The organism is Flavobacterium coralii (assembly GCF_019891545.1).
Lineage (GTDB): Bacteria > Bacteroidota > Bacteroidia > Flavobacteriales > Flavobacteriaceae > Flavobacterium > Flavobacterium coralii.
The window spans coordinates 253,860-276,792 of record NZ_JAHDIU010000004.1 but is presented as its reverse complement, the minus strand read 5'-3'; the positions used below and the strand labels follow the sequence as shown (position 1 = coordinate 276,792).

Sequence of the window (22,933 nt, the reverse complement as noted above, 5' to 3'; positions counted from 1 at the left end):
TACCTTTGTAAATCGTGTAAAAAACCGAAAAATGAATCAGTACAGTAAAAGGCGCGAAGCCCTGTTATATCATGCCAAGCCCCATCCCGGCAAAATACAGGTAGTGCCAACCAAAAAATATGCAACGCAAAGAGATTTGTCATTGGCCTATTCTCCGGGTGTTGCAGAGCCCTGCCTTGAAATTGCAAAAGACGTAAATAACGTTTATAAATATACCGCCAAAGGTAACCTGGTTGCCGTAATATCTAACGGAACGGCTGTTTTAGGCCTGGGCGATATTGGCCCCGAAGCCTCTAAACCCGTAATGGAGGGTAAAGGCTTGCTGTTTAAAATATTTGCCGATATAGATGTTTTTGATATTGAAGTAGATACCAAGGATGTAGATAAGTTTATAGAAACGGTAAAAAATATAGCCCCCACATTTGGAGGTATTAACCTTGAGGATATAAAAGCACCTGAGTCTTTTGAGATTGAGCGCAGGCTGGTAGAAGAGCTTAATATCCCGGTAATGCACGACGACCAGCACGGTACGGCAATAATATCGTCGGCAGCTTTGCTGAACGCCATAGAGCTTGCCGAAAAAAATATAGAAGATGTAAAAGTGGTGGTTTCCGGTGCCGGGTCTGCTGCGCTTGCTTGTGCCAACCTTTACCTGCTGCTTGGTGTTAAGGCCGAAAACATAACCATGTTTGATAAAGACGGTATGCTTGTAAAAAGCCGAACCGACTTACTCTCCATACAACAAAAGTACGCTAAAGAAGGAAAAGCTATATCACTTGCCGAAGCGATAAAAGGTGCCGACGTATTCCTCGGGCTTTCAGTTGGTAATATACTTACTCCCGAAATGCTGCTTGCCATGAACCCGAACCCCATAGTTTTTGCTATGGCTAACCCGGTTCCGGAAATAGATTATAACCTTGCCATAGCTACCCGCGATGATATTATTATGGCAACGGGCCGTAGCGACCATCCTAACCAGGTTAATAATGTATTGGGTTTTCCATACATTTTCCGTGGTGCGCTTGATGTACGGGCTACGGTAATTAACGAAGAAATGAAAATGGCGGCTGTAAGGGCGCTTGCCGAACTGGCAAAAGCTCCCGTACCGGAGCAGGTTAATATAGCTTATGGCGAAACCAAGCTTAACTTTGGCCGCGATTATATTATACCGAAACCTTTTGACCCGAGGCTAATAGCAGTTGTAGCGCCGGCAGTGGCAAAAGCTGCAATGGATAGCGGTGTAGCCATGCACCCGATTAATGACTGGGATAAATATACAGAGGAACTGCTGGAGCGTTTAGGTAATGATAACAAGATGGTGCGCCTGCTTACCAACCGTGCCAAGACCGACCCTAAACGTATTGTTTTTGCCGAAGCCGACCATTTAGATGTGCTGAAAGCCGCACAGATAGTACACGAAGAAGGTATAGGCAAGCCGATACTTTTGGGCAGCAGGGAAATTATAGAGGAACTGATGCAGGAGATAGATTTTACAGATGAAGTTACCATTATAGACCCTAAAACGGATGAAGAGAAAGTACGCCGCAGCAGGTATGCCGAGGCCTACTGGCAGGCAAGGCAGCGCAGGGGATTAACCCAGTTAGATGCCCAGAAATGGATGCGCGAGCGCAACTATTTTGCTGCAATGATGGTTAACGAGGGTGAAGCCGATGCTATGGTAACAGGCTATTCCCGCAGTTATCCTGCCGTAGTGAAGCCAATAATGCAGCTTATAGGGAAAGCGCCCGGCGTTACCCGCATTGCCACCACGAACATGATGATGACAAAGAGGGGGCCGATTTTCCTTTCTGATACCGCTATAAACCCGGACCCGTCTGCTGATGACCTTGCTAAAATTGCTTTAATGACGGCAAGGACAGTGCGTATGTTTGGTATGGAACCTGTTGTTGCCATGGTGTCTTTCTCTAACTTTGGCTCGTCTTCCGACAGGAGCGCGAATAAAGTGAGGGAGGCTGTTGCATTCCTGCATAAAAATTACCCGGAGCTTATTGTAGATGGTGAGGTGCAAGCCGATTTTGCCCTGAATCCCGACATGCTTAAGGATAAATTTCCTTTCTCCAAGCTTGCAGGTAAGAAAGTAAATACGCTGATTTTCCCTAACCTGGAGTCGGCTAACATCACGTATAAATTACTAAAGGAACTTAACAAAGTGGTGTCTATTGGTCCTATAATGCTGGGTATGGATAAGCCGGTGCATATTTTCCAGCTTGGCGCCAGTGTGGAAGAGATGGTTAACATGGCTGCCGTGGCTGTGGTAGATGCGCAGGAGAAAGAAAAACGCCTTAAAATAGCAAAAACAAGATAACGGTTCAGGATTAAAGAATTTTACTATTTTTGGGAATTGTTTAAAAATCAGATATGATAGCACATCTACAGGGTAGGCTGGTAGAAAAAACACCAACAGAAGTGGTGATAGACTGCAACGGGGTAGGCTATCAGGTTAATATATCGCTGCACACTTTTTCTTTACTTCCCGATTCAGAGAGCATCAGGCTGTACACCTATTTGCAGATAAAAGAGGATGCCCATACGTTATTCGGCTTCATGGAAAAAGCCGAAAGGGAGTTATTTAAATTACTCATATCAGTGTCGGGTGTAGGGGCAGGAACAGCCCGCACCATGCTCTCATCTTTAGAGCCGAAACAGGTAATACAATCTATCGGTTCGGGAGACGTAGCCACCATACAGTCTATAAAAGGAATAGGCGCTAAAACAGCACAGCGTGTTATACTCGACTTAAAGGATAAAGTGTTAAAACTATACGATTTAGAAGAAGTTTCTGTTTCAGGTTACAATACAAATAAAGATGAAGCGTTATCTGCCTTGGAGGTATTGGGCTTTAACAAAAAAATGGCAGAAAAAGCCGTAGAAAAAATTGTTAAGGAGAACCCGCAGTCCACTGTTGAAACTATTATAAAACAAGCATTAAAACATTTATAATCTTGAAAACAGATTACTCTAACGATTTTTTTATTAAACTAAAATATACGCTTTCCGCAGTTTTTTTGCTTTTTGGACTTGCAATGCAGGCCCAGGTAGATGAAGAAGAGGAAGAGGCTGCTCGTGATACCATAAAAGGATATAATACAGGTAAGGTAGAGGTGCCTAACCCCAAGAGTATTATTGAGGCTTATACTTACGACCCTGTTACCAACCGCTATATTTATACCGAAGACTTTGCAGGGTTTAACATAACTTATCCGGTAATATTAACCCCCGAGCAGTATGAAGAACTGGTGCTTCGCGAATCGATGCGCGAGTATTACCAGGAAAAATCGAGGGCAATGGATGGCAAGGGTACAGAAGAAGAACAGCGTAACCTTTTGCCGCGCTACTATGTAAACTCAAGGTTTTTTGAAACAATATTCGGTAGTAACACTATAGATATTAAGCCCCAGGGTTCGGTAGAACTTGATTTGGGAGTGCGTTTCACCAAACAGGATAACCCGCAGCTTTCCCCGCGAAACCGCCGTACTTTTACGTTTGATTTCGACCAACGTATCAGTATGAGCCTTCAGGGTAAGGTGGGTACAAGGCTAAACGTTACCGCCAACTATGATACCGAATCTACATTTGCCTTCCAGAACCTTATCAAGCTGGAGTATACTCCCACCGAAGACGATATTATTCAGAAAATAGAAGTGGGTAACGTGAGTTTCCCGCTTTCCAATTCATTGGTAAGGGGTGCACAAAGCCTTTTCGGTGTTAAGGCACAATTACAATTTGGTAAAACCACCTTTACAGGTATATTTTCAGAACAAAAATCGCAAACCCGTACAGTAACTGCCGAGGGTGGCGGTACCATACAGGACTTTGAGCTTTTTGCACTTGAATATGATAATGACAGGCACTTTTTCCTGTCGCAGTATTTCAGGAACCGCTATGATAATGCCCTGCGCAATTATCCTTACATAGATACCCGTGTGCAAATTACCCGTATAGAAGTTTGGGTAACCAACAGGCAAAACCGCATCAATGCACAGGAAAATAACACGCGTAACATTATAGCTTTACAGGATTTAGGTGAAGCACCGCTAACAAAGCTGAGCATTGTTAGCAATGATGTGCAGGACATTACAGATGAGGCAGTAGGTTTTGCGAGCGGAGGTTCTGCTCCTGCAGGCTTTTTTACCAATCAGGAGGGTACAGTACAGTTTAACTCACCGCCTGATAACAGCAATAACAAACTTGACCCTGCACAAATAGGTACTACCGGGTGGCTTGCTTCATCTGTTAGGGAAATAGTAACAGTAAGTGATGCGAGTTTTACAAATGGGCTTGATGCTGATGAGGGCCGTGACTATTCTAAACTTGAAAATGCACGAAAACTAACTACGAGCGAGTTTACCTACCATGAGCAGTTAGGTTATATATCATTAAACCAAAGGCTGCAAAATGATGAGGTGCTTGCAGTTGCTTACCAGTACACCATAGGCGACCAGGTGTACCAGGTGGGTGAATTTGGTACTGACGGTGTAGATGCCACTGTGGTTACCAACCCTAATGAGCAAAACCAGGATGCGGGTACTGTGTCAACACAAAGCCTTATTTTGAAGATGCTTAAAAGTAACCTTGTTAATGTAGAGGAGCCGGTTTGGGACCTGATGATGAAAAACATCTACCAGATACCCAACGCCTATCAATTAGAGCAGGAAGATTTCAGGTTTAATATACTATATACAGATCCTTCACCGCTAAACTACATTACGGCTGCTCCGGGAACTCCGCAGCACCCTGCAGCGCCACTGCCCGAAGAAGCGGTTGACACGCCACTACTGCGTGTTTTTAACCTTGACAGGCTAAATTATACCAACGACCCGCAGGAAGGTGGAGACGGATTCTTCGACTATGTGCCAAGGCTTACTGTAGATGCACAGTACGGGCGTATCATATTTACAACAGTAGAGCCTTTTGGTGAATATTTATATGACCTTTTAGATACAACCGACGGTTCTGTTGAAGATTATAACGATGATGAGGATGAGTCAGGGTTTAACGCCAACCAGTTCAGGTATGTTTACAGGAGCCTTTATAAATCTACACAGGCTGATGCATTGCAGGACAGTGAAAAGAATAAGTTCCAGTTAAGGGGGCGTTTCAAGTCAAGTGGTGGCGATGGCATTCCTTTAGGTGCATTCAACGTTCCGCAGGGTTCGGTAGTGGTTACTGCCGGTGGGCGCGTGTTGGTAGAGGGTGTAGATTATACAGTTAACTACCAAATAGGGCGCGTGTACATACAAGACCCGTCTTTACTTGCTTCTAACACGCCAATAGAAGTTTCTGTAGAGAACAATGCCGTTTTCGGGCAGCAGACAAGGCGATTTGCAGGCTTTAATATCGAGCATAAATTCAGCGATAAGTTTTTAGTTGGTGCTACCATGCTTAATATGTCCGAAAGGCCATTCACTACAAAGACCAATTACGGCCAGGAATCTGTTAACAATACCATTTTTGGGCTTAATACTATTTATAATACAGAGGTACCATTCTTTACAAGGCTTGTTAATAAGCTGCCGAATATAGATACCGATGTGCCTTCTAACTTCTCTTTCAGGGGCGAGATTGCCTATCTTAAACCGGGAGCATCTAAAGCAGACCAGTTTAATGGAGAGGCTACCACTTATGTAGATGACTTTGAAGGTTCTCAGACTACTATAGACATGCGCTCTGCACAAGGCTGGACATTATCAAGCGCACCTGTAACAATGTTCCCTGATAATAACCCGCCAACAAATGACCTTTCGTACGGATTTAAAAGGGCAAAACTGGCATGGTACAGTATAGACCCAATATTTTACAGTAACCAGCGCCCCGTTAGTCCGGTAGATCTTTCTTCTAACAGGACAAGGAGAATCTACTATGATGAGCTTTATCCGGTAACAGATGTAGTGCCAGGGCAGGTGAGTGTTGTAAATACACTCGACCTTACCTATTTCCCGCAGGAAAGGGGACCATACAACTTTAACCCTTTAGTGCAGGGCGGCAATACTTTTACAGAGGCTGAAGCCGAAACCAACTGGGCGGGTATAATGCGTGCCATTAACTCAACCAACTTTGAGCAGACAAACGTTGAGTACATCCAGTTCTGGATGCTCGACCCATATGACGGTAACCCCGGCGCAGCCGATTTTGACAATACGGGTACTCTTGAAATTAACCTTGGTGAAATATCGGAAGATATACTTAAGGATAACAGGAAGCAGTATGAAAATGGCCTGCCGGAAGCTAACGGAAACCAGCCTGTCTTTAACAGCGTTTGGGGAGATGTGCCGGTATCACAATCACTTATTTATGCTTTTGATACAAGTACCGCAAACCGTAACGTTCAGGATGTGGGCTTTGATGGCCTTACCGATGCAGAGGAGGCAGCTAAGTTTCCCGGATTTGACACTAATGACCCTTCTGCTGATAACTACCAGTTCTATCTTAATGCACAGGGAGATGTAATATCAAGGTATAAAAATTATAACGGTACAGATGGTAACTCTCCTGTAGATGTGGGTGACGCAAACCGCGGTAATACTACTCTTCCTGACACAGAAGATGTGAATAGGGATAACACGATGAACACTATAGACGCTTATTACAGATACAGGGTGCCGATTGGGCCTAATGCTGTAATAGGGCAGAACTATCTTGTTGACGAAAGGCCTTTTACACAGGTTAACCTGGCAAACGGTGACCAGGCGCAGGGTAGGTGGCTTCTTTATAAAATTCCTATAGAAAATCCTGACCGCGAATCTGTTGGCGGTATAAACAGTATCCGTGCCATTCGTTTTATGAGGATGTTCGTTACCGGATTCAGGAGAGAGATAACGCTTCGTTTTGGTGCTCTTGATCTAGTACGTGGTGAATGGAGAAGGTATGCCAACACACTTGACCCGAATGAAAACACAGAGCAGAACAACCAGGACAATACAGGCTTTGATGTGGTTGCGCTTAACATTCAGGAAAACGGAGACCGCTCGCCTATACCGTATGTGTCGCCACCGGGTGTGCAAAGGGAACAGCTTTATAACAATAACGCAGTTATAAACCAAAATGAGCAATCGCTTTCATTAAGGGTATATGCCGGTGACGGCGACGTTAACGGCGGACTTGAGCCCGGCGATGCGCGTGCAGTATTTAAAAATGTGAATGTGGATATGCGCCAGTATAAAAAGCTGCGTATGTTTTTACATGCCGAGGCACTGCCAACTGATACCAACCCGCTTCTGGACGGTGAAATGAAAGCCTTCCTGAGGTTTGGTAATGACTTTACCGAAAACTTTTATGAGGTAGAGATAAGGCTTAATGTTACCGGCCAGACTGAAAGGACGGCAGAGGCAATATGGCCGGAAGAAAATGAAATTCAGGTTGCGCTGGATGCGCTTACCAAACTTAAAATAGCGGCACTTAACGGTACTGCACCTACACCTAACGAACTGGGTGTTATATATGCAGAGCTGAACGATCTCATCTCGGGTGCCGACCCTGATAACAGGATGCGTATCGGTATTAAGGGTAACCCTAACTTTGGTTATGTCCGCACGCTTATGCTGGGGGTAAGGAACGGCTATGAACTTGGTGAACCGGGTGCCAAAAACCTGAGGGGAGAAGTATGGTTTAACGAGTTCCGCCTTAGTGACATGGATAATAAAGGAGGTATGGCAGCCGTAGCCAGTATGGATACCAACCTTGCCGATTTTGCTACTGTTTCGGCTACGGGGCGCATGAGCACCATAGGCTTTGGTTCTGTAGAGCAAAGCCCTAACGAAAGGAGCAGGGAAGACGTGCAGCAATATGATATAGTAACCAATGTTAATTTAGGTATGCTGTTGCCGAAAAAGTGGGGTATTAACGTGCCGTTTAACTATGGTGTTGGCGAAGAAATAATAACACCTGAGTATGACCCGTTCCAGCAGGATGTAAGGTTGGAGCAGATGATAGACGAGGCTGATTCTGAAGCAGAAAGGGAAAATCTTAGAAACAGGGCTATAGACTATACCAAGCGTAAAAGCATCAACTTTATTGGTGTTAAAAAAGAAAGGGCACCGGAGCAAAAGCCACACATATATGACGTAGAAAACGTTACGCTGTCCTATTCTTACAACCAGGTTAACCACCACGACTATGAAATTGAAAACCTTCTTGACCAGCAGGTAAGGGTAGGGGCAGATTATACTTATGCATTCCAGAGTAAGCCTGTTGAGCCACTAAAGAATGTAGAGTTTATGAAGAAGAGCCAGTACTGGAAACTGCTGAGCGATTTCAATTTTAATTACCTGCCTAATAATATTTCCTTCAGCTCTAATATTTTAAGGCAGTATAACAGGCAGCAATACAGGAATATTGAGGTAGAAGGAATTCCGATAGACCCGCTTTACAGGAGGAATTATTTCTTTAACTACAACTACGGCTTTAATTATAATATAACCAAATCGCTGAGGTTTAACTATAATGTTACTACCAGCAATATTGTGCGCAATTATCTTGATGAAGATAACAGGCCTGTGCAAAGTTATGATGTATGGCACGACTTCTGGAATGTAGGCGAGGCTAACACCCACACCCAGACATTCGTATTTAATTATGATTTGCCACTGTACAAGTTGCCGGTATTCAGTTTTGTTAAATCTACTTACACTTATACAGGTACTTACAACTGGCAGCGTTCATCAGAGGCTTTGTCAAGCATAGAACAGAGAAATGAAGATACAGGGCAGCTTACTGTTTACGATTTGGGTAATACAGTTCAGAACAACAGCCAGCATAAATTAACTGCATCGTTCAATCTTGATTCGTTCTATAAGTATATAGGGCTTGTCCCTAAAAAACCGGCTGCACGTAATGCAGCGCCACAGGCAGCGCCAAAGCCGGGAGAAAAAATTGCGGCTAAGCCACAACCGCAGCAAAGCGGCAACACGTTTGTTAACGGGCTTATAGGTGTAGTTACCAGCGTTAAAGATGTTCAGGTAAACTATGTTAAAAATGGCGGTATCTTTTTACCGGGTTACCTGCCAAGCATTGGCTTCCTGGGTTCTACAAGGCCTACGGTAGGTTTTGTTCTGGGTAGCCAGGATTTAGATGTTAGGCAGGAGGCAGCACAAAACGGCTACCTTACTACATATAGCGAGTTTAACCAAAACTTTACACAGGTTACCTCAGAAACACTTAACCTTACTTCGGCAGTAGATTTATTCCCTGATTTCAGGATAGACCTTTCAGCCAAAAAGATAAAGCAGGATAATTTCTCTGAACAGTATGACCTTACCGACCAGGATGGTGACGGCATTTTTGATTATAATTCACGCTCTCCATACAATTTTGGTAATTTCCAGATTTCTACCATAATGATAAAAACGGCTTTCAGCCGTAGTGATGTAAACGGTTCTGAAGCGTTTGACCAGATGAGGGAAAACAGGCTGACAATTGCCAACAGGCTTGCCGAGCAGTTTTATGGTACTACTGACTTCAACCGTTACGGAGACGGGCAACCGGGAACCCCGACAGGTGATTTTGCAGAAGCAAATGCAGGATATCCTGTCGGTTTTGGTAAAAACAGTCAAAGGGTGCTACTTCCGTCATTTATGGCCGCTTACACAGGGCAGGATGCATCTAAGGTATCTACAAGCGCATTCAGGAGTGTACCATTGCCTAACTGGATTGTTAAGTACACCGGGCTTATGCGTTACAAATTCTTTAAAGACAGGTTCAGGAGGTTCTCTGTTCAGCATGGTTATACTGCTATTTATAATGTTAATGCCTATACTTCTAACCTTGAATATAATTCTAATCAGTTGCAGCCGGATGGTACGCTTATGCAGTCTCAGGTAGACAATGGCGGTAATTTGTTCAACAGGATGATTATCTCTAACATCAGCCTTTCAGAGCAGTTTAACCCATTGATAAGGTTAGATTTTGAAATGAAAAACTCTATAAAGGTACTTGCGGAGATAAGGAAGGACAGGACGCTTAACATGAGTTTTGACAATAACCTGCTTACAGAGGTTAAGGGTAACGAATATACGCTGGGCCTTGGCTACCGCATTAAAGATGTGGTTATAAACTCTAAACTGGCAGATAACCCTACCAATACTATTAAGAGCGACATTAACCTGAAAGCCGATTTTACGTTAAGGAAGAATGAAACCATAGTGCGTTACCTCGATTATGATAACAACCAGCTTGGCGGCGGGCAGAATATATGGTCGGTAAGGTTTACGGCAGATTATTCGTTCAGTAAAAACCTTACTGCTATTTTCTACTACGACCATTCGTTCTCTCAGGCTGTTATCTCTACGTCATATCCGCTTACCAACATAAGGACAGGCTTTACGCTTAGGTATAATTTTGGTAATTAATGATTAAAATCATTTTAAATATATTGCATTAAAACATACATTTGCTAAAAACAAACAACAATGAATATACCTGCAGATTTAAAGTACACTAAAGACCACGAATGGGTTAAGATTGAAGGCGAAACAGCTACCGTTGGCATTACCGATTTTGCCCAGAAAGAACTTGGCGATATAGTATATGTAGAGGTGGAAACGCTTGACCAGTCACTATCTAAAGATGAAGTGTTTGGTACCGTTGAGGCTGTTAAAACAGTATCTGACCTGTTCCTGCCACTTAGCGGCGAAATAGTAGCGTTTAATGACGAGCTTGAAAGCACACCTGAAAAAGTAAACTCTGACCCTTACGGAGAAGGATGGATGGTAAAAGTTAAAATAAACAATCCTGCCGAGGCTGACGAGCTGCTTAGCAGCGAACAGTATAAAGAACTTATTGGTGCGTAACATTTATCTTGGCGCTGCCATTGCCTGGACCATTTTTTTAACCGTGCTGTGTCTTGTAAGCATGGAAAAGCTGGGACCTGTTAATGCGTGGGAGCTGCCGTATAAAGATAAAATAGGGCATTTTGTTTTTTATTTTGTGTTCACCATTTTGTGGTATGCTTATTTTTACAGCCGCAAAAAAACAAATCTTGTAAAGCTTAGGTATATTGCACTCACTGCAGCTTTCATATATGGCTCGCTGGTGGAGTTATCGCAATTGCTTTTTACAAATGGCAGAAACGCCGATATTCTTGATATAGCATTCAACACTATGGGTAGCGCGGCAGCAGTATTGTTGCTTTGGCTACTGCAAAAAAGTAAAAATTAATATCATATCCCTCCGCAATAACGGGGGGATAATTATTTATAGAGTTATGGATATAAAACAGTACCTTGATTCAACTTACCTAAAAACTGCCGCCGTGGCGGGGCTGTCTGAACAAGAAAATTTAGAAGTAGCAAAAGCAACGGTTGCTGAGGCAATACAAGAAGACTATAAGCTTGTTATGATACGCCCCGAAGTAGTAAAAGCCGCAAAAGAAATGGTTGTAAATGCAGGCGCAGTGGTATTGGTAGGTACTGTTATAGATTTCCCTGATGGACTTTGCAGCCTCGAAAATAAGCTTGCCGAAGCACAGCAGGCTGTTGAAGACGGCGCTGATGAACTTGATTTTGTTGTGAATTATACAGCTTTTAAAGCAGGAGATGCTGCAATAGTAAAAGAAGAGGTGTTGGCCTGCACGCGTTTTGCTTTACAACAGGGCAAAACAGCAAAGTGGATTATAGAGGTTGCTGCGCTTACTGATATGGAGATAATAAAGATCAGCGCACTGGTTAAGAATGTGGTGATTTCTAATTTCGAGGAAAAAGACTATAATAAGGTTTTTGTGAAGTCATCAACGGGTTTTTATAAAACCGAAGAAGGTGTGCCAAACGGTGCAACCCTGCACACAATTAAGCTGATGCTGGAAAATTGTTTCCCTTTGCCGGTAAAGGCTGCCGGGGGCGTGCGTACTTTTGAAGAAGCACAGCAAATGATACAGCTCGGTGTAAAGCGCATCGGTACATCATCCGCGAAAGCTATAGCCGAAGGCGATACTGCACAGGGCGGATATTAATAAACAAAGCCTTTCTAATAACAGAAAGGCTTTGTTCTCATAGCAATTAATCCCAAATTTTCTTTTTCATACAGGTTAGGCTTTCACCTTTACTGCAATTATTAGATGCAGATTATACAGATGGGTTGCGTAGCAGGAGCAAAAAAATAAATTATTTTTTCATTTTCTATTTTAACGGGCATTCCTGTTGAAGAAAAATAATTTTTGGAGTATCTTTGCACAAGTTTTTAAAACCATGAAAGTTACATTGAACGCTACAGAAAACCAGGTCTCTATAAAATCTTTAATAGCCGATTTTACTGCAATTACCAAGGCCAGGCTTGCCCTTAGCGTAGTTTTTTCTTCTGTTGCCGGTTATCTTCTCGGCTTCTCGGCAGAACATCCATTTAGCTGGCTGACACTTTTTTTACTTACAATAGGGGGCTACTGCATGGTGGGCGCCTCAAACGTTTTCAACCAGATAATAGAAAAAGATCTTGATGCGCTTATGAACCGCACCAAGAACCGCCCTTTGCCTTCAGGTAAAATCTCGGTTCGTAATGCATTTGCCCTTGGCGCTGCACTAACGGTTGCCGGTATAGCTATTTTGTACAGCATTAACCCTAAAACAGCCATGTTTGGGGCTATTTCAATATTTTTATATACAAGTGTTTATACTCCGCTAAAGCGGATGACGCCTCTTTCTGTTTTTGTGGGGGCATTTCCGGGTGCTATACCTTTTATGCTGGGCTGGGTTGCCGCAACCAATAATTTTGGTATAGAGGCAGGAACCTTATTTCTTGTACAGTTCTTTTGGCAATTCCCCCACTTTTGGGCTATTGGCTGGTTCCTGTATGAAGATTATGAAAAAGCAGGATTTTTTATGCTGCCAACCAGCAGGAAGGATAAAAAAACAGCCCTGCAGGTTATTTTGTATACCGTATGGCTAATTATAGCATCGTTACTCCCGGCAACAGGTTTTACAGGGGAGCTGCATATCAACCTTATTTCGGCGGTTGTAGTGCTGTTGCTTGGTTTATGGATGCTTGCCAGTGCTGTAAAGCTGTACCGCGATATGGATGCGAAGGCAGCCCGGAAGCTGATGATAGTAAGTGTGTCTTACATATCGCTGCTACAGGTAATTTATGTTTTGGATAAATTTATTTTTTAAGATATGGAACTGAAAATGTCACTTAAGGAACATAATGAGCGCAAAGCAAAATCATACAAGATGCTGCTTTGGTTCGGTATGATAAGCATGTTCATGATGTTTGCGGGGCTTACCAGCGCCTATGTGGTGAGTACATCGCGCCCCGACTGGCTTAACGATTTTAAGCTGCCAAATGCATTTGCATTTAGTACCGCAGTAATCATAGCAAGCAGTATAACGTTTCACCTTGCTAAAAATGCCATTAAAAAAGGCAACAGGGGTTTAACGTCAGCGTTGCTTATGGCTACACTTGTTTTGGGTGTTGCCTTTGTTGCGCTACAGTTTTACGGGTTTTCTCAGGTAATAGATGCAGGTTTTTATTTTACAGGCGCGGCAAGTACAGTTACTACTTCATTTCTGTACATAGTTACCATAGTGCATTTAGCCCACCTTTTCGCGGGGCTGGTGGTGCTATTGGTTGTAATTTATAATCATTTTAAACAAAAATACAATCCTTCTCAAACCCTTGGAATAGAGTTAGGTGCAATGTTCTGGCATTTTCTCGATATTTTGTGGGTTTACTTGTTTTTATTTTTCTATTTCTATTAATGAAAAAAAATGTAAATTTGAAAACTTTTTAACACTTAACACTATATGGCAGCGACAGTTACTACAACAGCTACTACTACAGGCAAAACCTGGGGCGGCGGAAACGAGCCAATGGGAGCGAGCTACGGCAAGATGATGATGTGGTTCTTCATCGTGTCTGATGCCCTTACATTCTCCGGTTTTCTTGCTTCTTACGGTTTTTCAAGATTTAAGTTTATCGAAACATGGCCAATAGCCGACGAGGTGTTTACTCACTTCCCGTTTTTACATGGTGTTGATGCACCTATGTACTATGTGGCTTTGATGACCTTTATACTTATCTTTTCATCAGTTACTATGGTGCTTGCCGTTGATGCAGGCCACCAGATGAAAAAAACCAAAGTAGCGATATACATGCTGCTTACCATTGTGGGTGGTTTAATATTCCTTGGCTCTCAGGCATGGGAGTGGAAAAACTTCATTAAAGGTGAATATGGTGCTGTAGAAACTAAGGGTGGTGCGATACTTCAGTTTGTTGATACTGACGGAAAGCGTGTTAGTATAGATGCATTTGCTGCAAACATACCTTCAACAAGGGTGCAGAAAACAAGGAGTAACGGTGTTTGGTTTGAAGAATCTAACAGCCTTGGAGAACACTCTGTAGAAGAAGTAATAGCGGGCTTTAAAGCTAACCCTGACATACTTATCAGGACAGAATGGATTAAAGACAAAAAGAAGACTGTACTTTCACGCGAAGAATCGCTTGCAAGGTTGCAGGATGCACAAATAGTAGTAAGAGGTGCAGACCTTATAAGGAATGAATATGGACACAAACTGTTTGCTGATTTCTTCTTCTTTATTACAGGTTTCCACGGTTTCCACGTATTCTCAGGTGTTGTAATTAACATCATAATATTCTTCAATGTACTTTTAGGTACTTATGAGAAAAGGAGAAGCTACGAAATGGTTGAAAAGGTTGGTTTATACTGGCACTTTGTAGACCTTGTGTGGGTATTCGTGTTTACCTTCTTCTACCTTGTATAATCAGATTACTAAGTTTAAAAAATTATAAGACATGGCACATTCGCACGAGTCTAACGTAAAAAGAATATGGACGGTTTTCGGGTTACTGTCAATTATAACAATAGTAGAGGTTGCCCTTGGTATTGTTAAGCCTGACTTCCTTTTTAAAACCGACCTTTTAAAACTTAATCTCCTTAACTGGATATTCATCATCCTGACGGTTGTAAAAGCTTACTACATTATGTGGGCATTTATGCACCTTGAAGGCGAAAAAGCTAACTTTAGGTGGACCATTGTGGCACCCTTGGTTTTCTTAATTATCTACTTAGTGTTCATCTTACTTATGGAAGGTAATTATGTTTATGACGTGTTTCATGGGTCTCATTATAAATGGATTTTCTAAAACACATTAATTATAAAAAAGGCGGTTTAATAACCGCCTTTTTTTAATTTTGCAATACATTTAAAGAACCTCATAATGAAAAAGACAATAGTGCTTTCTGTTTTGTTTGCACTGCCTATTGTAGCCTATCTTTTCTTTGCTTCGGGGGTTAATACTTTTGCCAAGCTGCCCGTAGTTACACCCGATATTAAAGAGCTTCCGGTATGGCAATCACTCTCGGGAGAAGATATAAAGCTTAAAGATAAAATTACCATTTTAGGCTTTCCGGGAGAAGATATATTATACAACAAAGGCAATGCCTTTAACCTTAACCAGAAGATATACAACAAGAACAGGGAGTTTAAAGACTTCCAGATGGTAATGGTTGCCCCGCTGGGTACAGAAGGGCAGGCAAAAGAGCTGCTTTCAGAACTGAGCAGGCTTACAAACGTTTCGGGCTGGCATTTTGTGTTTGCCCCTAAAGAAGAAATAAAAGCCTTTCACGCCTCTTTAAACCTCGTTGGCGGGCTTGATGATAAAGCAGGTACACCAAATGTTTATATTATAGATAAAGACCTTAACCTGCGCGGACGCAAGGGCATGAACAAAAAGGGAGAAGAGGAGTATAAAGAGGGGTATAATACTATATCTGCCGCAGAGCTGCATAACGAAATGAGCGATGATGTAAAGATCATCCTGGCAGAATATCGCCTCGCCTTAAAGAAAAATAACAAAAGGAAGATTTAAATCCTGATGAAAAACAAATCATATATTGGTATTTCGTTTATAGTGCTGATTTTTGGTATTTGGGCTGTACCCAAAATAGTCGCTAAATTCCAAAAGTCAGACCTTGTTACCATTGGCCCCGTGCCGTCTTTTGAGCTGACTAACCAGAACGGGAAAACCATAACAGATGAAGATTACCTGGGCAAGGTTTACGTAGTGGAGTTCTTTTTTTCTACCTGCCCGACTATATGCCCTAAAATGAACCAGAACATGCTGAAGCTGCAACAGGAGTTTTATGGCAACCCTGAATTCGGCATTGCATCTGTAACCATAAACCCGCAGTACGATACACCACAGGTACTAAAAGAGCATGCGGAACATTTAGGCGTTAAACACTATAACTGGCATTTTTTAACGGGTGATCAGGAATACATACTTAACCTGGCACGAAACGGTTTTAACCTGTATGCAGGCGAAAACAAAAAAGTAGCCGGCGGGTTTGAGCATTCAGGCTTTTTTGCCTTAGTAGATAAAGAAGGTAACATCCGGAGCCGTAAAGATAAATTCGGCAACCCAATAATGTATTATGACGGGCTTGACGATAAAGGAGTTCAGGACATAAAAGAGGATATTAAAAAGTTATTGGAAGAATAATGGAAAATATAATGAACAGCAACGAGGCTGAAAAAAAATATAATAAATGGATAGTGCTGTTATCGGTAGCCATACCGGTAGTAGTGGCGCTGCTCTTCGGCGTTAAGCTGAAAGACCTTGGGTATGATGTTGAACCGCTGACATTCCTTCCGCCCATTTATGCAGGTATTAATGCGCTTACTGCCGTAGTGCTTGTAGTTGCAGTTATGGCTGTGAGGAGGGGAAAGCAAAAGCTGCACGAAAACCTTATGAAGTTTGCCATAAGCCTTTCGGTTCTCTTTCTTGGTATGTATGTAGCTTACCACATGACAGCCGATTCTACGAAGTTTGGCGATACTAACCATGACATGATGCTCTCTGCAGCAGAAGAGGCTGCTATTGGCGGCATGCGCTATGTGTACCTGTTTATTCTGCTTACGCATATAGCCCTTTCGGTTGTAATAATTCCTTTTGTACTGATAACCTATGTAAGGGCTATTACAAACAGCTTTGAAAGGCACAAAAAACTGGCGCGAATAACGTATCCTATGTGGTTGTATGTTGCCGTTACAGGGGTTATTGTATATCTTATGATATCGCCTTATTACGCTAACTAACCGCAGGAGTTACAGTTTATAATGATGAAGATGAAAAATGTAGTTTATACACTCGCAGTTTTATTTATGGCACTTTCTGCAAACGCGCAGTGTGCCATGTGCCGTGCCGCTTTAGAAAGCAGCGACAGCGGTATTAAGCCTGAAGCCGTAAATGATGGTATAGTGTACCTGATGATTTTCCCATACCTGCTTGTCGCCCTTGCAGGGTATGCGGTTTACAGGCTGCGCAAAAAGAAAAACGAACTACCCGAAGCAGAGGGGTGAAATTATTTCATCCCGTCTATCTTCAGGTTCATTTTGCCTGAGCCTTTTATAAAAGCGATTATTGCTTTATCAGTTAGTTCTATCTTGTCAAACTCAAAGTCGTTTACACTGCCGTTAATATACACACCTGCCATTGGTGAGTAGTTGTTAAGGTACGGTGTAAGGTTCTTTTTGCCTTCTTCAAGGTTTTCTTTTATAGAGTAGCGGCAGCTTTCCTGTATTTTTCTTAATATCATTCCCTCTGCAAGCCAGTTAGCTGTTTTAAGCAGTGCGCTTTTGGTATCTAATACATAATCAAGCTGGTCAAAATAAATTTCTTTTGTAGCTGCATTATAGCTTGGATAACCCGAAAGGTAAATAGTACCGTTAATGCTCCCTGTAAGGTCAAGCGCAATAATCATTTTACTGTCTTTGCTCCACAGGTTTACATTTTGTACCGTTACCTTGCGCTTGCCTGAGCCAAACTCCTGTCCCTGAAAATTCTTGGTTATTAGTTTGCTGGCACTTTCATAAGTAGATACCGCTGCCACAGTAGCCGTGATTTTATCCGGCATTTTGCTGACAGCCTTTAAAACAACATTTTCCTTTTTAAAATTATTAGCCGGTTTTTCGCCCACCCACGTCTGCATGCTGCATTTCATGCCCATATCCATGGTTATTTGTTTTTTGGAAAGCACGGCATCGGTAACATACAGTTCGTTTGGTGTTACCATAAACCAGGTTTCATACTGCTCGTTGGCAAGAATCGGCGTGCTTACCTGTTGTAGTGCGTCCAGTACCTGCGGCTTAAAATCCATAGATTTAGACATGGCCTTATCAAGCTCATCTTCAATCTGTTTTTTAAACAGCTTAACGGCAGGGTTTATAAGATAGGTTATACTAACCTGCTTGCTGCCTATGGTAACGCTCGGGCTTTCTTTCCACTCTAAAGACTCTATGGTAGTAGCCGTTGTAATCTTCCAGTTAGAAAGGCCTATTTTGCTGTTAAAGGTGATAACGCCGTTCATGTTAACCTCACGTGTATCATAAAGGTTCATGCCCAGTGCGCTTGTGCCATAGCGCACATTAGCCGTAATTTTTATGGGTACAACGGTTTGCAGCTTACCGTTTTGCTCACTGAATTTTATAGGTGCTGTCTTCCAGACCTTCATGGCTATATTATCATCTTCTATCTTTTTGTCTTCATAAACAAGGCCGTTCAGCAGTTTGTTAACCTGTGTTTCCACATCGGCTATGGCAATGGTTACGGGCAGGTTAATAAAAGAGGTGGTAGTTTCTACGGCAACGGGTTTATCATTTCCGGGTTCCGGTTTTAATGCCTCTATCTTTTTTGCAGAAGAGCAGGATACCAGTAAAGCCGATGCAAGCGCAGCAACGGCAAAAAGTTTTAGCTTCATATAACGTATAGTTAAAAAACGGTGTAAATGTAGTATATAATCTGTAACAAAAAACAGTCTAAATTGTCTAATCATTATACATTAAACAGTCAACTTTAGATAATTTAAATACCTTTGTAAAAAATCCTTTTCAGCTATATGAGAAGCAAACCAACGGCAATATACATACTCATGTTTTTTTTACTGACGGGCTATATGCACGCACAGCAAAAAAAATGGACGCTAAGGGAGTGTGTAGAATATGCTTTAAAAAACAACATTTCGGTACGCCAGGCCGAACTCGACCTTAAACTGAACCAGATTGATAAGAAAGATGCATTGGGCAACTTTCTGCCGAATGCCAATTTTTCTGCCGGGCATTCCTGGAACATAGGTCTTATCCGTAACTTTTCGGGCATCCTTCAACAACAGACAACCCAGTTTACTACAGGAGGGCTCAGCACAAACGTAGATATTTTTAAAGGCCTGCAAAACCAGCGCACCAACCAGCGCGCAAGGCTTGCCATTATTGCAGGTAAATATAATATCACCAAAATGCAGGAAGACGTGGCGCTTAACGTTGCCAATGCTTATTTGCAGATATTATTTAACCGTGAAAACCTGAAGGTGCAGAATGAGCAGCTTGAGGTGGACTTGCAACAACTGGAGCGTTCTAAAGAACTTTTAGAAGGCGGGGTAATACCAAGGGGCGACCTGCTTGATATTGAGGCAACCGTTGCCGCCGACAGGCAGCGTATTATTGATGCAGAGAACCAACTGTTGCTTTCGCGCCTTAGTCTTGCACAGTTATTACAGATAGAAGACTTTCAGAATTTTGATATAGCTGATGAGGAGTTTAGTAAAGAAGACAGCGAAGTGCTGGTGCAGACTCCTGAAACCATCTATAACAAAGCAAAAGATGAGCAGACAGTAATTAAACTGGCACGCGCCAACCTTGAGGTAGCCGAGCAGGATGTGAAAATTGCGAAGTCAGCTTACCAGCCCACTTTACAGGGTTTTTACAGCCTTGATACAAGGGTTACTTATGATGATTATACCTCATTTGGTGAAGACGGACAGATAATTTCGCAGTCGCCTCCGCCATTCTGGAACCAGGTTTGGGATAACAAAGGGCACTCATTCGGCTTTCAGTTATCTATACCAATATTAAATGGGTTTGCGGTAAGAAATAGCGTTGAGCGTGCAAAGGTTGCGGTTGAGCGTTCTAAACTGGCGCTGGAGCAGCAGGAGCTTGACCTTGAGCGTAATATTTATACTGCTTATACCGATGCTATTGGCGCATTAAAAGCCTATGATGCTGCCGTTGCAGCCTCAGATGCCCGTCGCCAGTCGTTAGATTATGCCCGCGAGCGTTATGACGTGGGGCTTATCAATGTTTTTGATTTTAACCAGGCACAGACGCTTTCGGTAAATGCGCAAAGCGATGTGCTGCGTGCCAAATATGATTTTATTTTCAGGGTAAAAATCCTTGAGTTTTATTTTGGGATACCAATTCTTGAACAACAATAACAAAAGCTATGTCTAAGAGAACATTATATTACATTTTAGGTTTTTCGGTACTTTTAATTGTAGTGCTTATAGTATTAAGTAAATCAGGCGCATTTGGCAGCCGAGATGAAGGCAAAGAAGTAGAGGTAGCCACGGTTAAGCCTATAACCATAGTAGAAACCGTTACGGCTACCGGCAAGGTACAACCAGAAGTAGAGGTTAAAATATCATCTGAGGTATCGGGAGAGATAATTGGACTCCCTATCAAGGAAGGGCAGGCGATAAAGAAAGGTGACCTGCTCGTGCGTATTAATCCTGACCTTTATGAATCGGGTGTAAGCCGCAGCACCGCATCACTATCAACAGCCAAAGCAGGCTTAAGCCAGGCAGAAGCACAACTTAAAGAAGCAAAAGCAAATTATGACCGTAACAAAAGGCTTTTTGACAAGGGTGTAATATCAAAATCTGAATGGGATAAAATAGTTTCGGCCTATGAGGTTGCACAGGCCAACAAGCAATCGGCCTACTTTAATGTGCAGAGTGCCGGTGCTAACGTTACTGAAGCACGCGATAACCTGAACAGGACAACTATATATTCTCCGGTTGACGGAACCATTTCTAAACTGGATGCCGAACTGGGCGAGCGCGTTGTAGGCACGCAACAAATGGCAGGTACCGAAATTATGCGTGTTGCCAACCTTAATAATATGGAGGTTGAAGTGGATGTAAATGAAAATGACATTGTAAAAATACAGATTGGAGACCCTGCAGAGATTGAAGTTGATGCTTACCTGAGAAGGAAGTTTAAAGGTGAAGTAACCAGTATATCCAATTCTGCAAGCAGTGATTTAACAGCCGACCAGGTTACCAATTTTAAAGTTAAGGTAAGGATACTTAAAGATTCTTATGCTGATATGACAGAGGGTAAGCCTGCCAATTATTCGCCTTTCAGGCCTGGTATGACTGCAACGGTTGATATTATTACAGAAAGAAAAGAAGATATACTGGCAGTGCCAATCAGTGCTGTAGTTGTAAAATCTGACACAACAGGTGTTAAAAAAGATGTGGTAGCAGAACTAGAAGAGAAAGAAAACGAAATGAAAGGGGAGAGCACCGATAAAAAATATGAATGCGTGTATGTAAAGCAGGGCGACAAAGCGATTTTAAGGCCTATTACTACAGGTATTCAGGACGATACAAATATTGAGGTTAAAAAAGGGCTTAAAAACGGTGATGTAGTTATAACAGGACCTTATACTACAGTAACCAAAGAGCTTAATTCTAACGACAAGGTGCGTGTAAAAGGTAATAACCAGTAACGACTATGCCTCTTATACTTAATCTTGAAACGGCAACAAAAAACTGCTCGGTATCTGTTGCAGAAGATGGTGTAACCCTGTCTTTAAAAGAATTTGCAGGCGAAGGATATGCGCACGCCGAAAAACTTCATGTTTTTATTGAAGAAGTACTTGCCGATGCAGGAAAAACATTTGCAGATCTTGATGCTGTTGCCGTAAGTATGGGGCCGGGCAGCTACACAGGGCTGAGGATAGGAGTATCTGCTGCAAAAGGTTTGTGCTATGCACTGAATGTCCCGCTTATTGCTATTGATACGCTGGAGCTTCTTGCAAGGCAGATTGATGCAAAAGAAGGAGTTATTATACCCATGATTGACGCAAGGCGTATGGAAGTATATAATGCTGTTTTTACTCCTGAATTTATCAAGCTAAGAGAGACAAAGGCAGAAATTATTACGGCCGATTCTTTTACAGAACTTAATGGCCCCGTTCATTTATGCGGTGACGGCGCCGAAAAATGCCGTGAGGTACTTAATCCGGAAAAGTTTATTTACCATAGTGACAGCATATACCCATCGGCTTCACAAATGAGCCCGTTGTCTTATAATAAATATAAAATAAGCGACACTGTTGATGTCGCTTATTTTGAACCTTATTATTTAAAAGACTTTATTGTAAACAAATAGCCTTATATAATTGTGCTAAGGTAAGCTCCAAGTTTTTTAAGGTCGTTATCTTTAGAAGGGTCTATCCTGTTTTCTTTAACATACTCCTTAATTTCTTTTTCTTTACCCGGTACTAAAGAGTAAACATCTTTTTTCTTGTCTGACATATAAACTACAGGGCCTCCGTTAAACTGTATATAGTACTCAGGATCAAGCTTTTTATAGTTTGCTGCTTTATACCTTTGGTACCCGCCTGTAGGATGCTGCTCCGGCTGTAGTTCTATACGCTCCCTTTTATATATTGTTACATTAGGGGTCTCGCTAACAACAACAAGATAATTCTGGCTTGCCACACCATCTTCATTGGTGTACTTTGTAAATTTATACATCGCCATATTGTTGGTTAACCTTACAATGGTGTTTTCTTTAGGGTCTAACACCATTATATTGTTATCGTCAACCTTAAGCTCCATTTCATCACTATAGGCATTATAGCGGGCAAGGATAAGTTCTTTTGTATCATCAACCCTTGCAGCATTAAAGTTCTCTATAAAATATTGCGTACCGGTTGCAGGCTCGCTTGGTGCTTTCTTGCTTAGCGTATATCCTAAGCGGCCTGACTCGCTTACGTAAGTCTGAGATTTAAATTCCTGTGCCTGCGAAAGTGCGGCTGTGCATAGTGCTGTAAGTGTAAATACTTTTAAAATTTTCATTATTATAGTTTTTAATAGTGGCTCAAAAATAGAAATTTAATTTTTCTG

General features: G+C 42.1%; 19 protein-coding genes. 17 read left to right on the top strand and 2 right to left on the bottom strand.

Annotated elements, in window-relative coordinates:
• Nucleotides 1–31: 31 nt before the first annotated feature.
• The 14 genes from KJK34_RS08670 (at nt 32) to KJK34_RS08605 (ending at nt 17,324) form a co-directional block, all read left to right on the top strand.
• Nucleotides 32–2,326, top strand: coding sequence for an NADP-dependent malic enzyme (locus tag KJK34_RS08670; protein WP_223053464.1), 2,295 nt, complete (start codon nt 32–34; stop codon nt 2,324–2,326).
• Between the two features lie 53 nt (nt 2,327–2,379).
• The gene (gene ruvA / locus KJK34_RS08665; RefSeq protein ID WP_223053463.1) at nt 2,380–2,961 is read left to right on the top strand and encodes a Holliday junction branch migration protein RuvA; all 582 of its coding nucleotides are present in this window, start codon (nt 2,380–2,382) and stop codon (nt 2,959–2,961) included.
• Between the two features lie 83 nt (nt 2,962–3,044).
• On the top strand, nt 3,045–10,364 hold the full coding sequence (gene sov, locus KJK34_RS08660) for a T9SS outer membrane translocon Sov/SprA (RefSeq protein ID WP_223053595.1): 7,320 nt from the start codon (nt 3,045–3,047) through the stop codon (nt 10,362–10,364).
• A gap of 60 nt (nt 10,365–10,424) precedes the next feature.
• The gene (gcvH, locus tag KJK34_RS08655) at nt 10,425–10,805 is read left to right on the top strand and encodes a glycine cleavage system protein GcvH (RefSeq protein ID WP_223053462.1); all 381 of its coding nucleotides are present in this window, start codon (nt 10,425–10,427) and stop codon (nt 10,803–10,805) included.
• Nucleotides 10,798–11,172, top strand: coding sequence for a VanZ family protein (locus KJK34_RS08650; RefSeq protein ID WP_223053461.1), 375 nt, complete (start codon nt 10,798–10,800; stop codon nt 11,170–11,172). Before gcvH ends, KJK34_RS08650 begins: the two co-directional genes overlap by 8 nt.
• A 46-nt stretch (nt 11,173–11,218) precedes the next feature.
• A complete protein-coding gene (gene deoC / locus KJK34_RS08645) occupies nt 11,219–11,962 on the top strand; it encodes a deoxyribose-phosphate aldolase (protein WP_223053460.1) in 744 nt (247 codons plus the stop codon).
• A gap of 247 nt (nt 11,963–12,209) precedes the next feature.
• The gene (gene cyoE / locus KJK34_RS08640; protein ID WP_223053594.1) at nt 12,210–13,112 is read left to right on the top strand and encodes a heme o synthase; all 903 of its coding nucleotides are present in this window, start codon (nt 12,210–12,212) and stop codon (nt 13,110–13,112) included.
• Between the two features lie 3 nt (nt 13,113–13,115).
• A complete protein-coding gene (locus tag KJK34_RS08635; RefSeq protein ID WP_223053459.1) occupies nt 13,116–13,700 on the top strand; it encodes a cytochrome c oxidase subunit 3 in 585 nt (194 codons plus the stop codon).
• Between the two features lie 45 nt (nt 13,701–13,745).
• On the top strand, nt 13,746–14,723 hold the full coding sequence (locus KJK34_RS08630; protein ID WP_223053458.1) for a cytochrome c oxidase subunit 3: 978 nt from the start codon (nt 13,746–13,748) through the stop codon (nt 14,721–14,723).
• Between the two features lie 31 nt (nt 14,724–14,754).
• Nucleotides 14,755–15,105: a cytochrome C oxidase subunit IV family protein gene (locus KJK34_RS08625; protein ID WP_223053457.1), complete on the top strand. Its 351-nt coding sequence runs from the start codon at nt 14,755–14,757 to the stop codon at nt 15,103–15,105.
• Between the two features lie 75 nt (nt 15,106–15,180).
• Complete coding sequence (locus KJK34_RS08620) at nt 15,181–15,831, top strand: GNAT family protein (RefSeq protein WP_223053456.1); 651 nt, start codon at nt 15,181–15,183, stop codon at nt 15,829–15,831.
• A gap of 6 nt (nt 15,832–15,837) precedes the next feature.
• Nucleotides 15,838–16,464, top strand: a complete 627-nt coding sequence (locus KJK34_RS08615) for an SCO family protein (RefSeq protein ID WP_223053455.1) — start codon at nt 15,838–15,840, stop codon at nt 16,462–16,464.
• An 11-nt stretch (nt 16,465–16,475) separates the two neighbouring features.
• Nucleotides 16,476–17,060: a DUF420 domain-containing protein gene (locus KJK34_RS08610; RefSeq protein ID WP_223053593.1), complete on the top strand. Its 585-nt coding sequence runs from the start codon at nt 16,476–16,478 to the stop codon at nt 17,058–17,060.
• A gap of 30 nt (nt 17,061–17,090) precedes the next feature.
• Complete coding sequence (locus KJK34_RS08605; protein WP_223053454.1) at nt 17,091–17,324, top strand: hypothetical protein; 234 nt, start codon at nt 17,091–17,093, stop codon at nt 17,322–17,324.
• 2 nt (nt 17,325–17,326) lie between these two features.
• On the opposite strand, the gene KJK34_RS08600 is transcribed toward KJK34_RS08605, so the two are convergent.
• Nucleotides 17,327–18,721 (bottom strand): DUF4403 family protein, encoded by a 1,395-nt coding sequence (locus KJK34_RS08600; protein WP_223053453.1) that lies wholly within the window; start codon nt 18,719–18,721, stop codon nt 17,327–17,329.
• Between the two features lie 138 nt (nt 18,722–18,859).
• Here KJK34_RS08600 and KJK34_RS08595 point away from each other — a divergent pair, with 138 nt between their 5' ends.
• From KJK34_RS08595 to tsaB, 3 genes are read left to right on the top strand one after another with little or no spacing between them, the layout of a single operon-like run.
• Complete coding sequence (locus KJK34_RS08595; protein ID WP_223053452.1) at nt 18,860–20,230, top strand: TolC family protein; 1,371 nt, start codon at nt 18,860–18,862, stop codon at nt 20,228–20,230.
• Nucleotides 20,231–20,238: 8 nt separating this feature from the next.
• On the top strand, nt 20,239–21,528 hold the full coding sequence (locus tag KJK34_RS08590) for an efflux RND transporter periplasmic adaptor subunit (RefSeq protein ID WP_223053451.1): 1,290 nt from the start codon (nt 20,239–20,241) through the stop codon (nt 21,526–21,528).
• A 5-nt stretch (nt 21,529–21,533) separates the two neighbouring features.
• A complete protein-coding gene (tsaB, locus tag KJK34_RS08585; protein WP_223053450.1) occupies nt 21,534–22,193 on the top strand; it encodes a tRNA (adenosine(37)-N6)-threonylcarbamoyltransferase complex dimerization subunit type 1 TsaB in 660 nt (219 codons plus the stop codon).
• Nucleotides 22,194–22,195: 2 nt separating this feature from the next.
• Here tsaB and KJK34_RS08580 read toward each other — a convergent pair whose 3' ends face one another.
• Nucleotides 22,196–22,885 (bottom strand): DOMON domain-containing protein, encoded by a 690-nt coding sequence (locus tag KJK34_RS08580; protein ID WP_223053449.1) that lies wholly within the window; start codon nt 22,883–22,885, stop codon nt 22,196–22,198.
• Nucleotides 22,886–22,933 lie beyond the last annotated feature (48 nt).